Source organism: Erysipelatoclostridium sp. AM42-17 (assembly GCF_003480255.1).
Lineage (GTDB): Bacteria > Bacillota_I > Bacilli_A > Erysipelotrichales > Coprobacillaceae > Faecalibacillus.
Map to the genome: position 1 here is coordinate 1 of NZ_QUIN01000035.1, position 14,911 is coordinate 14,911.

The 14,911-nt window shown below is 30.4% G+C and carries 17 protein-coding genes and 3 tRNA genes; 13 read left to right on the forward strand and 7 right to left on the reverse strand.

Going from position 1 to position 14,911, the window contains the following annotated elements; genetic code table 11:
* Positions 1-132 precede the first annotated feature (132 nt).
* Positions 133-552 carry a MarR family winged helix-turn-helix transcriptional regulator gene (locus tag DW911_RS10425; protein ID WP_118434122.1) on the forward strand — a complete coding sequence of 140 codons (420 nt, stop codon included), beginning with the start codon at positions 133-135 and terminating at the stop codon, positions 550-552.
* Positions 545-1,885, forward strand: a complete 1,341-nt coding sequence (locus DW911_RS10430; protein ID WP_118434123.1) for an MATE family efflux transporter — start codon at positions 545-547, stop codon at positions 1,883-1,885. Before DW911_RS10425 ends, DW911_RS10430 begins: the two co-directional genes overlap by 8 nt.
* A 28-nt stretch (positions 1,886-1,913) precedes the next feature.
* On the opposite strand, the gene DW911_RS10435 is transcribed toward DW911_RS10430, so the two are convergent.
* Complete coding sequence (locus DW911_RS10435; protein ID WP_118434124.1) at positions 1,914-2,519, reverse strand: peptidylprolyl isomerase; 606 nt, start codon at positions 2,517-2,519, stop codon at positions 1,914-1,916.
* 137 nt (positions 2,520-2,656) lie between these two features.
* Between DW911_RS10435 and DW911_RS10440 the strand changes: the two genes are divergently transcribed.
* The 5 genes from DW911_RS10440 (at position 2,657) to DW911_RS10460 (ending at position 6,725) form a co-directional block, all read left to right on the forward strand.
* Positions 2,657-3,475 carry a pyridoxamine kinase gene (locus DW911_RS10440; RefSeq protein WP_118607787.1) on the forward strand — a complete coding sequence of 273 codons (819 nt, stop codon included), beginning with the start codon at positions 2,657-2,659 and terminating at the stop codon, positions 3,473-3,475.
* A 1-nt stretch (position 3,476) separates the two neighbouring features.
* Entirely contained in the window at positions 3,477-4,118 is a 642-nt protein-coding gene (locus tag DW911_RS10445; RefSeq protein ID WP_118434126.1) for a TatD family nuclease-associated radical SAM protein, read from the forward strand.
* Positions 4,119-4,134: 16 nt separating this feature from the next.
* Complete coding sequence (locus DW911_RS10450; RefSeq protein WP_118434127.1) at positions 4,135-4,869, forward strand: tyrosine-protein phosphatase; 735 nt, start codon at positions 4,135-4,137, stop codon at positions 4,867-4,869.
* Positions 4,870-4,917: 48 nt separating this feature from the next.
* Complete coding sequence (locus DW911_RS10455; protein WP_118434128.1) at positions 4,918-5,316, forward strand: MG284/MPN403 family protein; 399 nt, start codon at positions 4,918-4,920, stop codon at positions 5,314-5,316.
* A gap of 86 nt (positions 5,317-5,402) precedes the next feature.
* Positions 5,403-6,725, forward strand: a complete 1,323-nt coding sequence (locus DW911_RS10460) for an NCS2 family permease (RefSeq protein ID WP_118434129.1) — start codon at positions 5,403-5,405, stop codon at positions 6,723-6,725.
* 56 nt (positions 6,726-6,781) lie between these two features.
* Here the strand turns inward: DW911_RS10460 and DW911_RS10465 are convergent, their stop codons facing one another.
* The gene (locus DW911_RS10465) at positions 6,782-7,783 is read right to left on the reverse strand and encodes a 2-hydroxyacid dehydrogenase (protein WP_118434130.1); all 1,002 of its coding nucleotides are present in this window, start codon (positions 7,781-7,783) and stop codon (positions 6,782-6,784) included.
* A 163-nt stretch (positions 7,784-7,946) separates the two neighbouring features.
* Here DW911_RS10465 and DW911_RS10470 point away from each other — a divergent pair, with 163 nt between their 5' ends.
* Both DW911_RS10470 and pdxR read left to right on the forward strand, forming a co-directional pair.
* A complete protein-coding gene (locus tag DW911_RS10470; RefSeq protein WP_118434131.1) occupies positions 7,947-8,696 on the forward strand; it encodes an exodeoxyribonuclease III in 750 nt (249 codons plus the stop codon).
* 193 nt (positions 8,697-8,889) lie between these two features.
* Positions 8,890-10,200, forward strand: coding sequence for a MocR-like pyridoxine biosynthesis transcription factor PdxR (gene pdxR / locus DW911_RS10475; protein ID WP_118607788.1), 1,311 nt, complete (start codon positions 8,890-8,892; stop codon positions 10,198-10,200).
* 21 nt (positions 10,201-10,221) lie between these two features.
* On the opposite strand, the gene DW911_RS10480 is transcribed toward pdxR, so the two are convergent.
* Both DW911_RS10480 and DW911_RS10485 read right to left on the reverse strand, forming a co-directional pair.
* On the reverse strand, positions 10,222-11,457 hold the full coding sequence (locus DW911_RS10480; protein WP_118607789.1) for a 6-phosphofructokinase: 1,236 nt from the start codon (positions 11,455-11,457) through the stop codon (positions 10,222-10,224).
* Between the two features lie 78 nt (positions 11,458-11,535).
* Positions 11,536-12,201: a hypothetical protein gene (locus DW911_RS10485; protein WP_118607790.1), complete on the reverse strand. Its 666-nt coding sequence runs from the start codon at positions 12,199-12,201 to the stop codon at positions 11,536-11,538.
* Between the two features lie 136 nt (positions 12,202-12,337).
* Between DW911_RS10485 and DW911_RS10490 the strand changes: the two genes are divergently transcribed.
* The 4 genes from DW911_RS10490 (at position 12,338) to DW911_RS11275 (ending at position 14,512) form a co-directional block, all read left to right on the forward strand.
* Positions 12,338-12,757 carry a hypothetical protein gene (locus DW911_RS10490; protein ID WP_118434135.1) on the forward strand — a complete coding sequence of 140 codons (420 nt, stop codon included), beginning with the start codon at positions 12,338-12,340 and terminating at the stop codon, positions 12,755-12,757.
* 136 nt (positions 12,758-12,893) lie between these two features.
* Complete coding sequence (locus DW911_RS10495) at positions 12,894-13,232, forward strand: P-II family nitrogen regulator (RefSeq protein WP_118434136.1); 339 nt, start codon at positions 12,894-12,896, stop codon at positions 13,230-13,232.
* Between the two features lie 33 nt (positions 13,233-13,265).
* Complete coding sequence (locus DW911_RS10500) at positions 13,266-14,231, forward strand: ammonium transporter (RefSeq protein WP_255415291.1); 966 nt, start codon at positions 13,266-13,268, stop codon at positions 14,229-14,231.
* Positions 14,219-14,512 (forward strand): hypothetical protein, encoded by a 294-nt coding sequence (locus tag DW911_RS11275; protein ID WP_255415292.1) that lies wholly within the window; start codon positions 14,219-14,221, stop codon positions 14,510-14,512. Before DW911_RS10500 ends, DW911_RS11275 begins: the two co-directional genes overlap by 13 nt.
* Before the next feature lie 89 nt (positions 14,513-14,601).
* On the opposite strand, the gene DW911_RS10505 is transcribed toward DW911_RS11275, so the two are convergent.
* From DW911_RS10505 to DW911_RS10515, 3 genes are all read right to left on the reverse strand, one after another.
* A tRNA-Phe gene (locus DW911_RS10505) sits at positions 14,602-14,677 on the reverse strand.
* 3 nt (positions 14,678-14,680) lie between these two features.
* A tRNA-Asp gene (locus DW911_RS10510) sits at positions 14,681-14,757 on the reverse strand.
* Positions 14,758-14,760: 3 nt separating this feature from the next.
* Positions 14,761-14,837 (reverse strand) — tRNA-Met (locus tag DW911_RS10515).
* Between the last annotated feature and the right edge of the window lie 74 nt (positions 14,838-14,911).

Here is a 14,911-nt window from a genome sequence, read left to right on the forward strand (position 1 = left end):
CTAACAAATTTTAAAAAGACTGTCGATAGTCAATTTGTCAACAGTCTGTAAGAAGAGTGTAACTCTTCTTTTTTTTATTGACAAAAAAGAATATTATCTATATAGTTGATATATCAACTAATAGGAGAGATTATGAGAATCGGTGGTATTATTAATTTTATCGCAAATCAAAGTTCAGCAAAGATAAATGAACACTTAAAAACAAAAGGAATTAGCCATGGTGAAGCAAGAGTAATTCATTTACTTTATCATCAAGACGGTTTATTACAGGAAAAATTAACGAAACTATTGTTAATTGATAAAAGTGCAGTAACCCGGATATTAAAAAACATGGAAGAAAAAGGGTTAATCATTAAACAGATATCTTTAAAAGATAAAAGAAATTATGAAATATATTTGACTTCAAAAGGGAGAAGTCTATATTCATTTATTGATCAAGCATTTGAAAATGTTTCTAATAAAATGGTTAATGGTTTGAATTTATTAGAAAAAGAACAATTAAATCAAATGTTACATACACTAGCAAAAAATATGGAGGAATTTTATGAATGATGAAAGAATGAAAAATAATAAAATACTTCCTTTATTAGTGGAATTTTCATTACCAGCTATTATAGGAATGTTAGTTAATGCAATCTATAATGTTGTAGACCGCATTTTTATTGGTAATGCGCCACAACTTGGAGCGTTAGGATTAGCTGGAATTAGTATTACTTATCCAGTTACGCTTATTTTAATGGCCATTTCGTTAATGATAGGAGTTGGTGGAGCAACTCGCTTTTCGATAGCTTTAGGAATGGGAAAACGTGAAGATGCTGCTAAATATATGGGGAATGGTTTGACTCTTACAGTAATACTGGGTCTAATATTTACAATTGCAGGGTGTTTATTTTTAAATCCTATTTTAAAAATATTAGGAGCAAGTCAACAAGTATTGCCTTACGCTCAACGTTATTTAAGTATTATTTTATATGGTTCAGTATTTCAATGTGTAGCCATGGCTGGAAATAATTTTTCTAGAGCACAAGGAAATCCTAAAAATGCAATGGTTTCTCAATTGATAGGAGCAGGTTTTAATATTTTATTTGATTATATTTTAATTGTTTGTTTTAAAATGGGCATGGAAGGAGCAGCCCTTGCTACAATAGGTGGACAGTTTTTAAGTGCTATCTGGCAACTTGTCTTTTTATTTGGTAAAAGAACAATTATATCTTTAAATTTATCATTAATGAAATTGAAATGGCTTTATGCTATAGATATTATCAAAACGGGTATTCCTGCTTTTTTAATGCAAATGTCAAATAGTGTCTTGAATATTATATTAAATGCAACCTTGCTTCAATATGGAGGAGATGTTGCTTTAAGTGCTATCGGAATTGTTACCAGTGTACAAACTATTTTGTTAATGCCACTTACAGGATTAACTCAAGGTCAACAGCCTTTGATTTCTTATAATTATGGAGCACGATTAATGGATCGTGTTAAAGAAACTTTAAAATATGCAATGATGGGTGCTATCATTATTGATCTTATTGGTTTTATAGGAGTTGAATTTTTTACCAAGACAATTGTTTATATGTTCAACAATGACCAAAGTGTGGTTTCTTTAGGTGTAGATTCTTTAAGAATATGGTTTATGATGTTACCGGTTATTGGTATTCAAATTGTATGTGCTAATTATTTTCAAGCAGTTGGTAAAATTACAGTATCTAGTTTTTTAAATTTATTAAGACAAGTTATTATTTTAATACCAGCTATTTTATTGTTGGCTCATATATTTGGCTTATATGGAATTTTTTATGCTGTTCCGTTTGCGGATGCATGTGCTTTTATCATCACAGTTATTTTATTAATAAGAGAATTAAAAAAAGAAGGCGTAATGTAAAAAAATGGAATGAGTTTAACTCATTCCATTACATTTTTTTAACAGTAATTTTTTTGATTACTGGCTGATTTTCTTTAGCTACAGTACCATTATCATCTGTAGAAGGGACATTATTAGCAATTTGATCAACAACATCCATTCCTTCATATACATGACCAAAAGCAGCGTATTGACCATCTAAGTGAGTTGCATCTTGAACACAAATAAAGAATTGACTACTAGCACTATCATTATCTTGACTTCTTGCCATTGAAATAGCACCACGTGTATGACTGATTTGGTTTTTTACACCATTTTCACTAAATTCACCTTTAATTGTCTTTTTTGATCCTCCAGTACCATCACCATTTGGATCACCACCTTGAATAACAAAATCTTTGATTATACGATGGAAAGTTAAACCATTATAAAAACCAGATTTAGCAAGCTTAACAAAGTTAGTGACGGTAATCGGTGTATTATCTGCATCTATTTCAGCTTTAATTGTTCCATAATTTTCAACTTCTATTGTGACTTGATAATTTCCTTTTAAGTATGTTGTTTTTGCTTTTTTTGTTGTATCTTTAGTATTAGAACAGCCAACTAAAAAAATAAAGCATAAACAAATAATTAAGATTGATTTTATTTTTTTCATATGTGCCTCCTGAGATTTATTATACCAAATCATTTTTATAGAAACAAATAGAGCTTATCTGTCTTTTGAAAAATTATTAAATTGGTGCTATTTATCATTACAGTCTTATGATAAAATAGGCAAGAGAGGTTTATATTATGAGACAAAAACGAATTGTATTAATTAATGATGTAACAGGATATAGTCGTTGTTCAGTAGCTTGTCAGTTACCGATTATTTCATCAATGGGAATTGAAACAGTGTTTGTTCCTACGGCTATTTTATCTATCAATACTTATCATCCGGATTTCTTTTTTGATGATTATACTGATAAAATGACAGCATATATTCAAACATACAAAACAATGAATGTTGAATTTGATGGGATTTGTAGTGGTTTTTTAGGGTCTGTTAAACAAATAGATATTGTTAAGGATTTCTTTAAATCTTTCAAAACAGATCAAAACTTTATTTTAGTTGACCCAGTTATGGGAGATCATGGTCATTTGTATCCTACTTATACTAAACAGATGCAAGAGAAAATGAGGGATTTAATGCCTTATGCTACAATTGTGACACCTAATTTAACTGAATTATGTGCTTTAATTGATGAAGAGTATCATGAAACTTATGATGACCAAGAATTATTTAGAATGTGTCAAAAATTAAGTAAGATGGGACCACAACTTATTGTTGTTACAGGAATTTCTCATGGACAAAAGATATTAAATTTTGTATATGATCATGGACAATACTATCGCGTTGAAGTTGATCGTATTGGTGAAGATCGCAGTGGGACAGGTGATGTTTATAGTGCAATTATTGCAGGACGTTATTTACAAGGATGTTCTTTTTTACAGTGTATAAAACAAGCTGCTGCGTTTGCGTCTAAATGTATTGCGTATTCTAAAAGTATTGAAGCACATCCACATTTGGGGTTATGCTTTGAACCATTTTTAAAGGAATTGGGGGATTAAAATGATATTATATACTTTGTATGGTAATTCTTATATTGATTTAAAACATGTATCTGATTTAAAAGGGATAACATGTTATGTCAATTCAACAAATCGTTGTCAATGTTCTTGCACTTTTTGTTTAAGACAAACTAAAGAAATGATGGAAGGCAATTCTTTATGGTTAAAAGAAGAACCTACTGTAGAAGAAATTTGTCATGAATTTGATTTGTATCAATTAGATGATTTTAAAGAAGTTGTTTTTTGTGGATTTGGTGAACCTTTATTAAGACATGAAGATTTAATGGAAGTAGCAAAGTACTTAAAACAAAGGAAACCAGATATAAAAATAAGAATTAATACCAATGGGTTATCATCTTTATCATGGAAAAGAGATATTACTCCTGAATTTAAGGGACTTATTGATACTGTATCTGTTTCTTTAAATGCAAGTAATAAGGAAGAATATTATCGTTTAACAAGAAGTCGTTTTGGTATTGACTCTTTTGATGAAATGTTAAAATTTGCGAGTAAAGCAAAACAATATGTTCCTCATGTTGTTTTAACTGTTGTTGATATTATTGGTGAAGAAGAAATTAATAAATGTCAAAAGATTGCTGATGAAATTGGAGTAACTCTAAGAGTACGTCCGTTTGAAAAATAGAAAAGGAGATTAAATTATGATGCAATTAAGCCGTGAAGAACGTTTACTTCACATACCTCATGTTACCAATGTTCGTGATTTAGGTGGTTATGAAACACAAGATGGTTATTATACAAAAGCTCATAAATTTATACGTAGTGCATGTCCTAGCAAAATAGATGAGGCAGGAAAAAAACAATTATATGATTATGGTATTCGTACTGTTGTTGATTTGAGAAGCCCTTTTGAGGTAGAACAACTGCCACATCCTTTAAAAGAATATCAAGACATCGAATATTATCACATTGATTTATTACAATCACAAAACTTTTCTTTGATTGCTGATAATATTAAAGAATACCAAGATTTAAGTGGTTTCTATATTTTTATGATTGAAGCAAATAAAAATCAAATGAAGAAAATATTTGAAATCTTTTACGAGCATCCTTATGACGCTATTATGTTTAATTGTTCAGCGGGAAAAGATCGAACAGGTGTTGTTTCTGCTTTATTATTAGATTTAGCAGGGTGCCATGAATATGATATTGTCAAAGATTATTCGGAATCATTTGAAAATAATAAACCTATTCTTGATCAATTAAAGGGAATGATTAAGGAAGAAGATGAAAAGTTCTTAGGTTCTGATCCTCGAATCATGATGAAATTTTTAGCATATTTAAGAGAAACATATGGAAGTGCAAAGGAATATTTGCTTCAATGTGGGTTAGATGAAGAACAAATTCAAGAAATTAAAGAAAATTTAACAATTTAAAAGAAAAACACCTTTTATTTGTATATATATAAATAGGAGGTGTTTTTTATGAAAAATATTATGGCGTTGACATTTCGCCAAAAACAGGAAGTTCTAGAACAAATCTTTAGAGAGTATCGACGAGATAAGTTTAATTTAAAACGTTTAGAAAATAAAAATTTCTATCCGGAATTAAATTATGGCATTGTTAGGGAAGGTAAACAAGGCTATCAATCAGGGAAAAGTAAAATTGAGCATTATGTTGAAAAGAAAGAGGAGTTAGAAAATAAAATTGATATGTTTGAAGAAATTGTTGCTTTGTTAAGTGAAGAAAATCAAAAGATAATTATTCATGAATTTATGAATCAGGCACCAAATAATTGGTGGATGGATTATTATTCTAGAAGTACTTATTATCGTATGAAAAGTAGAGCGATGGAAGAATTATTATTTTATCTGAATTTATGATGATGAGATAGATTTAATTTGTTGAAAAATAGCAAAAAAACCTTATAATAAAGGAGTATTAAATTTTATGTAAGGGAGACTATTTAATGCTAGAAAAACTTTTTAAACTTAATGAAAAGGGAACAAATGTTAAAACAGAAGTCATTGGTGGTGTGACAACATTTTTAGCTATGGCTTATATTTTAGCAGTTAATCCCAACATGCTTCAACAAACTGGATTATCTTATGGTGGTGTCTTTTTAGCGACAGCTTTATCATCTGGTATTGCAACATTAATTATGGGATTGCTTGCTAATTATCCGGTGGCTTTGGCACCAGGTATGGGTGTTAATGCATTATTTACTTATACTCTTGTTATGACAATGGGATATAGTCCTGCTGCTGCTTTAGCTGCTGTCTTTACTTCAGGAGTTATCTTTTTACTTATTTCAGTAACTGGTGTAAGAAAAGCGATTATTAATGCTATTCCACAACAATTAAAATTAGCAATTGGGGCAGGAATTGGTTTCTTTATTGCTTTTATTGGTTTTAAAAATTCTGGAATTATTGTAAGTGATCAATCTACATATGTAGCATTAGGAAACTTATCTAGTCCTGCTGTTTTACTTGCAGTATTTGGAATTATTATTACTATTATCTTTATGGCAAAAAAAGTACCTGCTGCTGTATTCTATGGTTTAGTTGTTACAGCTGTTGTAGGTATTGTTTTAGGATTGTGTGGAGTTTCAGGAATGCCTAAGATGCCTTCAGCTATTATTTCTACAAAAATTGATACAAGTGGATTTGGATTATTTATGAGTGGATTTCAAGAATTATTCTCACATCCAAGTTGTATTGTAGGTATTTTCTCATTATTATTTGTTGATTTCTTTGATACAGCTGGAACTTTAATTTCAGTTGCAAACAAAACAAATTTAGTTGATGAAAATGGAGAATTAGACAATATCGAACAAGCCCTTGTTGCTGATTCAGTAGGTACTGTTGTAGGAGCTTGTTTAGGAACTTCTACAGTAACTTCATTTGTTGAATCTACAGCAGGTGTTGAAGCTGGAGGAAGAACTGGTTTAACTGCTTGTGTTACTGCTGTTTTATTCTTCTTATCAATTTTATTTGCACCGGTATTAAGTGTTGTTACAAACGCTGTAACAGCTCCTGCTTTAGTAGCTGTTGGTATTTCTATGGCAAGTCAATTAGGTGGAATTGATTGGGATGATGTTGTATTTGCAGCAAGTGGATTTATTACTGTTATTACAATGTTGTTAACTTATTCTATTAGTGATGGTATTGCTTTAGGATTTATTGTTTATGGTTTAACAATGATTTTTACTGGACGTGCAAAAGAAGTTAAAGGAATTGTTTGGGGATTATTAATCCTGTTTATAGCTTATTTTGTAAGTTTATATTTATAAAAAAAGGGCAGAGCCCTTTTTTTATTAAGATAAACTGGAGGCATAATATGGTCTCCTTATTTATTGATAACACTTGTTGGATTACCTTGATAGTAATTGATAAAATTTTGAATTGCTAAATCAATTGTTCTATATCTTGCTTCATCAGCTAACCAGGCTACATGTCCTGTTACTATAGAACGTGGATGTTGGATAAGGGGAGTCGGTTTTTGAGGATTTTCATCGGTTAATACATCAAGACCAACGCTATATATTTTGTTGCTATTTAATGCTTCAACTAATGCATCTTCATCAATAAGTTTTCCTCTTGCAGTATTAATAATAATGACACCGTCTTTCATTTTATTAATGGTATCTCTATTGATTATTTTTTCGGTCTGTGAAGTAAGAGGACAGTGTAATGAGATAATATCAGATTGTGATAAAAGTTCATCTAGAGATACTTGTTCAATAAAGTTGTATTGAGGATCCTCTTTTTTAAATAAGTCATAACCGATAACATGACAACCAAAGCCATGAGCTATTTTAGCAAAGTGGTAACCAATTGCCCCTAAACCAATAACACCTACTGTTTTATCAGTTATTTCTATATGTCGATTTGTAGCCAGACAAAAGGGATTATCTTTGTTTTTAAAATAATCTATTTTTGTATAGTGACATTGGTCGCTTACATGATGACAAATTTCTAATAATAGAGCCATTGCATATTGTGCAATGGTAGAGGCACCATAGATGGTGTTTGTGATGGTTACACCATAACGTTTGGTCATCTCTTTATCAAATTCTTCAAACCCATGTGAGGTTGTAGCGATATATTTTAAGCGAGGATGATTAATAAATAATTTTTCTATTAAAACATCACTGGTAATCCACATTCCAATTAATGCGTCGTAATCATCTAATAATTGATCATACTCATCAAAACTCATGATTGAATCTTTTTTAATAACAGTATATTCAATATCTTGGTATTTTTTTAATTGATCATATCTTTCTATAAGTTGTTGTGTCGAAATGCTAGGGGTAATACTTTCTCCCTGTAATATAAGTACTTTCATATATTTCCTCCTAATAATTTTTTATTAATGTAATAATATTATTACGATAATAAAAAAATGTCAAAGTATTTATCTTATTATTTTGAATATGATGTAATATAAAAAATAAATATGTTGTAAATGAAAGCGCTTTAGTGTAATATGAATACATGGAGAAATTTTTATGAAGTGTGTAAGTTGGAATGTTAATGGTATAAGAGCATGTATAAATAAAGGTTTTTTTGATGTTGTTAAACAAATGGATGCAGATTTCTTTTGTGTACAAGAAACAAAAATGCAAGAAGGGCAAGCGGATATTAATATAGAAGGTTATTATCATTATTTAAATAGTGCTGAAAAAAAGGGTTACAGTGGGACATTGATTTATACTAAACAAAAACCTATTTCAGTCTTTTATGGAATGAATAATGAAGATTTTGATCAAGAGGGAAGATTGATCACATTAGAATATCCAAATTATTATTTTATAACTTGCTACACGCCAAATAGTCAAAATGAATTAAAACGTTTGGATTATAGAATGGAATGGGAAGAATATTTTTTGAAATATTTAGATTCTTTAGATAAACCTGTTATATTATGCGGAGATTTAAATGTAGCTCATCAAGAGATTGATTTAAAAAATCCAAAAACAAATAGGACTAATCCAGGGTTTACTGATCAAGAAAGAAGTTGTATGAGTAAGCTATTGAATCATGGTTATATAGATACATTTCGTTATCTGTATCCAAGTGTAGAAGAGGTTTACTCATGGTGGTCTTATCGTTTTCAAGCGAGAAAGAAAAATGCAGGATGGAGGATTGATTATTTTATTGTTTCCCAATCATTAAAAGACTGCATTATTGATGCTTCAATTGAAACGGAAATAATGGGTAGTGATCATTGCCCAGTTACTTTAACTATCAATTTATAAAACAAGTGGAGGTTTAATCATGCAATCATCGTTTTCACCGGTTTCGTTGTGTGCAGCGGTTATTTTAGTTGCTATTGTTATTGTTGTAGCGACATGTTATTTACGTGAAAAAATGAGAGAAAAGTAAGAGGATGCTAAGCATCTTTTTATTTTTTTTATGAATGTGTTACAATGCATTTAAATGGAGAATAGTATGAAAGAGTTTAAATATGAAAAAGTATATCAGTCAATTGTAAGTGATATTAATGATGGTTATTTACATTATCAAGAGAAACTGCCATCCGTTAGAAAGATGGCGGAGAAAAGGGGAGTAAGCAGAACAACGGTAGAAAATGCTTATGTACAGTTATTGAATGAAGGGTATATTTATTCGAAAGAAAAGGTTGGTTATTTTGTTAGAATTCAAGATCCAGTTTCAAATCAGTTAACCCTTAATCGAAAATCGATGTTAAAGGAAGTTAAATATGATTATGATTTTTCTGGTCAAAAAGTAGATGATGAAAGTTTTAATATTGAAGTATGGAAAAGATATATAAAAAAAGCACTTAAGTATTCGGATGAATTAACATGTTATGGAAATCATAGCGGAGAAGAAATATTAAAAATACAATTACAAAATTATTGTCAAAATAATCGAGGCGTTAAAAGACCGATTGATTCATACGTTATTGGTGCAGGTTTTCAGGTACTGTTATATTATGTTTGTGCGCTATTTGATGATGATATTACTGTTGGTGTAGATGAGAGTGGTTTTGTACAAGGTGAAGCTGTTTTTCATGATTGTCATATGCATATAGTTAAATTAAAAAGTGATCATGAGGGAATTATTATTGATGAACTCAAACGCAATCATGTTAATTTAATTTATGTAAATAGTTCTTCAGGAGGAGATCATGGTCATCCTATCAAGCAACAAAGAAGAAATGAATTAATCAAATATGCACATGATTATAATGCATATATTATTGAAGATGATCATAATGGTGAATTAATGTTTAATAGTAAACCAATTGATGCTATGGCTAAATTTGATAACCAACGTATTTTTTATATAGGTTCATTTTCTAAATTATTATTACCATCAATAAGAATGAGTTATCTAGCTTTACCAATTCCATTTTTAGAACAATTTAAAATAAAAATGAAATATTATCATCCGACTGCATCAAAATTGGAACAATTAGCCTTAGCTTTATATATTGAAGATGGACAATTATCAAGACATCTAAAGCGCCTTAGAAAACACTATTATGTTAAAAGTAATAAAATGCTAGAGCTTTTGAAAGATTCTTTTCCTCAGCATCACTTTGAGTTATATGAAACATCATTGATGATTACAATGTCAGTAGATCAAGATAAGATTGATAGCTACATTGACTTAGCTAAGGAAAATCATATTTTAGTTGCCAAAAACTCCTATCATCAAATTGCTTTATCTATTTCGGGAATGATATTAGAAGATATTGAAAAAGCAATCTTATTGTTAAAAAGAATTTGGAAATAAAAAAGTCACATTGAAATGTGACTATTTTTGTAAATGTTTACAACTATAATATGCTGGAATACCATTTTTATATTGAATATGAACTTCACCTTGAATTAATGGATATAAGTAATCATATAATTCTTGATTAATATCATTTCCGGCTTCATTAATCCAATTTCTAGGAATTTTTTGTTCTAGGTTTGCAATATCTCTTACATCACTTGAAATATAATCAATATGATATGGATCATTACATAATCGTTTGAATCCCATAACTTGTCCTGATTTACCTTCAAGAGCAGTTTCAATTGCTTTTTGACCTACAACAAATGATTCATTTAAATCTGTTTTACTTCCAATGTGCATAGCACATCTTTGTAAAACATTTAACTCGATACTTCTTACTTTACATCCAAACTCTTTAAATACTAAAGATTCTAACATTTTTCCTGTTCCAGAATGTAATACATGACCAAAAGCATCTTTTTTAGCGTATTTACTATCATCATCTAAGAAGTGTCCATCTTTATCTTTGATTCCTTCACTCACTGCGATAACAACACATCTTTTTTTCTTAAATACTTCATGAATATCTTGTAAAAATTTATCTTTATCAAAAACAACTTCTGGTAGATAAATTAGATCGGGTGCTTCGTTATATTCATTTCTAGCAAGAGCAGCAGCAGCAGTAAGCCAACCTGCATTACGTCCCATGATTTCAATGATCGTAACAGATTGTAATTGATAGATTAAACTATCATGTACGACTTCTAATATTGATGTTGCTACATATTTTGCGGCTGAACCAAAACCAGGAGTATGATCTGTACCCATTAAGTCATTATCGATTGTTTTAGGAATACCTATAAAATGAATAGGGCTTTGAATATGACGAGCATATTCATCTAATTTCATGACAGTGTCCATAGAATCATTTCCACCTATGTAGAAAAAATCAGTAATTTCTAAATCAGTTAAAATTTTAAATAAGTCTTCATAAACTTGAATATTGTCTTGATGCGTTGGTAATTTAAAACGACAAGATCCTAAATACATTGCAGGTGTTTGTTTTAAAGCGTTAATTTTTTCACCATTATCAAATTCTTCTAATAGGTCCATATATTGACCATCTAATAAACCTTTCATTCCATTAATCATGCCATATACATGGTTAAATTCTTTACTTGATTTGGCACGATGAATAATTCCGGCAAGACTTGCATTAATTGCGATTGTGGGTCCTCCAGATTGTCCAATAATACAATTTCTTTTCATTTTGCTTTTTCTCCTTAACCAGACATATTCTATCACTTTATGCTATGAAAAAAAAGATTTCAAGAATTTTTTATTTTCTTAAAATCTCTTTATGAGATATTTTTTACTTAGAATTGAAATGAGCAAAACTAACAAAATGATAAAGATGAATATATAGAGAGTCTTAAAGTGATGATTAGTACACTGTACCACCAGAGTAGGAACTTTTTTTTTTTGAATGATTTCAACTAAATCAATTGTTAGCTCATTATCGTGAATTTCTCCGATGGAAGCTGTTTTTATTGGTTTTGGGAATATAAGGTGGAGAGTGAAGGATGTGTTTAAGGTTTTTAAAACATTTATTTGGTCTTTATAGTCTTTAATTTCTGATAAATCAATTTGCTTAAGAACTTCTTTTGGTAAATTAAATCGATATGTTGTTACATCTTTTTCTTTTTTTATATCAAAATAATGATAGATTGTTTTGGCTTGATCTAATGGGGCTGTCATTTTTATCGTTTGTTGATTATTTTTTTTAATAATTTTATAAGTCCAAAGATTTAACTGAGGGCTTGTTTCTTTTATTTGTTTTATGAGTTGAGATGGTGATGTTTTTAATTCCTGATAAATGTTTTTATTTAAATAAAATGTTGTTATAAGGCTTGGTTGTTTATTATCATGTAAATCATAATTAATTTGTAAGTCCATACATCCAGTTAGGATAAATGCTAATAAGCAAATTGAAATTACTTTGATATACTTCATCTTGACCTCCTTATGTTTTATTACAACTAGAAAAGAACAGTTTCCTTTGATATAATTATGACCATAGAATAGAATTTTATGACAAGAAGTCATGTTAAGTTCATATTTTTATTGTATTTTTAAGTAGGTGAATATTATGAAAATAGAAATTGTATATACAACAAAATCTAAACATATGAAAACAGTAGCTGATGAAATGGCACGTTGGGTTAAAACATATGCTAAACCTATTAGTGATTTTAGATATGATCATCAAGTCGATTTATTAGTAATTGGTTTTGATGATTCAATTTTAAAAGATAAAGAGTTAATTCATTTTGTTAATTCATTGAGTCGAACGCAAATAAAAAATGTGTCTTTAGTTAATGCTTTTAATTTCAATACAAAAAAGATGCAAAAAATGATTTCTTTATGTCAAAGAAATGATTTACCACTACTTAGAGAACAGTATACTTTTAAAGCAAAGAGGCAAAAAGGTTTATTAGATCAAGATATAATAGATGGAGCAAGATTATATATAGAAGATATGGTTAATATTGTAAGAAATTACTATTAACCACTTTTTTTATTTTGGCATAATAAAAAATTATTACCATTAATAAAAATATATTGACAATAAATTATCACGATGATATAGTTTTGTTAAGATTTTTGGTGAATCCAAAAAATCAAATAAAAAGGGGGAAACAAGAATGAAAAAGTTAGAGATCATTATCAGACCAGAAAAACTAGAAGTGTTAAAAGAAATTCTAACAGATTGTGGTATTACTGGGATGATGGTTTCCAATATTATGGGGTTTGGTAATCAAATGGGTTACACTCAGCAATATCGTGGAACTAAATATTCAGTTAATTTAGTATCTAAATTACGAGTTGAAACAGTGGTAAAGGAAGAAACTGTTGAAACAATTATTAAAGAGGTAAGTGAAAAATTATCATCAGGTAACGTCGGTGATGGTAAAGTATTTGTTTATCCAGTTGATGAAGCTATGAGAATTCGTACAGGAGAACGTGGCGAAGGAGCTTTATAGAATGTTGTTTAACATAAAAAAGGGGGTAAAATTATGCAAACAACACAGTTATTAAATATTATCTGGGTCTTTCTTGGCGCAGTTTTAGTTATGTTGATGCAAGCAGGATTTGCTATATTGGAATGTGGTTTTACACGTCAAAAAAACGCAAACAATGTATTAATGAAAAATGTAATGGATTTTGCGATAGGATCATTAGTATTTTTGGTAGTAGGTTTTGGATTAATGTTTGGTAAAGATATTGGGGGATTAATTGGTGGATCTGGTTTTGTTGATCCTACTTCATTGGGATTACATGCAAAAGATTTATCACCAGAAGTATTCATTTTCTTTCAAACTGTATTTTGTGCTACAGCAGCGACGATTGTTTCGGGTGCTATGGCTGAAAGAACAAAATTTTCTTCTTATCTTATTTATACACTTGTGATTTCATTAGTCATTTATCCAGTATCAGGACATTGGATTTGGGGCGATGGTTTTCTAGCAAAAATGGGATTTATTGATTATGCGGGATCAGCAGCAGTTCATTCTGTCGGTGGATTTGCAACGTTAATGGGTGCAATTGTATTAGGACCTAGAATTGGTAAATATAATAGTGATGGTACTGTTAATGCGATACCTGGTCATAATATTCCACTTGGTACATTGGGCGTATTTATTTTATGGTTCTGTTGGTTTGGATTTAACCCAGGTTCTTCATTAGAAGCTGCAACATATGTCGGACACGTTGCTATGACGACTAATTTAGCTGCTTGTGCCGCTGCAGTAACAACCCTATTCTTAACTTGGAAGCGTTATGGAAAACCAGATATTTCTATGACATTGAATGGAATTTTAGCAGGATTGGTTGCGATTACAGCAGGGTGTCATATTATTAGCTTCTATGGAGCAATTGTAGTTGGAATTGTTTCTGGTTTCTTAGTTATATTTGGTATTGAAATCATTATCAAAAATTCCATATTGATGATCCAGTTGGTGCAGTTGGAGTGCATTGTTTAAACGGTGTATGGGGAACAATTGCAGTTGGTTTATTTGCTTGCAAAACACCGGCAGTAGATGGATCTGTTTTAGGATTATTCTATGGTGGTGGATTTCATCAATTAGGAATTCAATTGTTTGGTATTATCTGTGTAGCATTATGGGTATGTACAACAAGTTTCATTATGTTTAAGACTATTCAACATACTGTTGGCTTAAGAGTTAAACCAAGAGAAGAAGTTGCTGGATTGGATCTTGGAGAACATGGTTCAGAAGCATATCCAGATTTTCTAAAAAAGTAAATAGCTAAAAACTCTAAAGGAAATAGCCTTTAGAGTTTTTTTATGAGTAAAACAAAAAAGGAACTCATAAGAGTTCCTAAATTATCAAATGGTGGTTCCGGGCGGAATCGAACCACCGACACGAGGATTTTCAGTCCTCTGCTCTACCGACTGAGCTACGGAACCATTTGGCGGTCTGGACGGGACTCGAACCCGCGACCTCCGCCGTGACAGGGCGGCATTCTAACCAGCTGAACTACCAGACCTTTTGGTTGCGGGAGAAGGATTTGAACCAACGACCTTCGGGTTATGAGCCCGACGAGCTACCAGACTGCTCCATCCCGCGATATGAATTTTTTAAATGGCGGAGATTGAGGGATTCGAACCCCCGCAGGACGTTAATCCTCTGCTGGTTTTCAA

Coding starts and splice junctions, on each gene's coding strand:
- DW911_RS10440 (WP_118607787.1), top strand. CDS start 2,657: ATGAGACAAAAACGAATTGTATTAATTAATGATGTAACAGGATATAGT.
- DW911_RS10500 (WP_255415291.1), top strand. CDS start 13,266: ATGCAAACAACACAGTTATTAAATATTATCTGGGTCTTTCTTGGCGCA.
- DW911_RS10445 (WP_118434126.1), top strand. CDS start 3,477: ATGATATTATATACTTTGTATGGTAATTCTTATATTGATTTAAAACAT.
- pdxR (WP_118607788.1), top strand. CDS start 8,890: ATGAAAGAGTTTAAATATGAAAAAGTATATCAGTCAATTGTAAGTGAT.
- DW911_RS10495 (WP_118434136.1), top strand. CDS start 12,894: ATGAAAAAGTTAGAGATCATTATCAGACCAGAAAAACTAGAAGTGTTA.
- DW911_RS10460 (WP_118434129.1), top strand. CDS start 5,403: ATGCTAGAAAAACTTTTTAAACTTAATGAAAAGGGAACAAATGTTAAA.
- DW911_RS10430 (WP_118434123.1), top strand. CDS start 545: ATGAATGATGAAAGAATGAAAAATAATAAAATACTTCCTTTATTAGTG.
- DW911_RS10455 (WP_118434128.1), top strand. CDS start 4,918: ATGAAAAATATTATGGCGTTGACATTTCGCCAAAAACAGGAAGTTCTA.
- DW911_RS10490 (WP_118434135.1), top strand. CDS start 12,338: ATGAAAATAGAAATTGTATATACAACAAAATCTAAACATATGAAAACA.
- DW911_RS10425 (WP_118434122.1), top strand. CDS start 133: ATGAGAATCGGTGGTATTATTAATTTTATCGCAAATCAAAGTTCAGCA.
- DW911_RS10465 (WP_118434130.1), bottom strand. CDS start 7,783: ATGAAAGTACTTATATTACAGGGAGAAAGTATTACCCCTAGCATTTCG.
- DW911_RS10480 (WP_118607789.1), bottom strand. CDS start 11,457: ATGAAAAGAAATTGTATTATTGGACAATCTGGAGGACCCACAATCGCA.
- DW911_RS10450 (WP_118434127.1), top strand. CDS start 4,135: ATGATGCAATTAAGCCGTGAAGAACGTTTACTTCACATACCTCATGTT.
- DW911_RS10470 (WP_118434131.1), top strand. CDS start 7,947: ATGAAGTGTGTAAGTTGGAATGTTAATGGTATAAGAGCATGTATAAAT.
- DW911_RS10435 (WP_118434124.1), bottom strand. CDS start 2,519: ATGAAAAAAATAAAATCAATCTTAATTATTTGTTTATGCTTTATTTTT.
- DW911_RS10485 (WP_118607790.1), bottom strand. CDS start 12,201: ATGAAGTATATCAAAGTAATTTCAATTTGCTTATTAGCATTTATCCTA.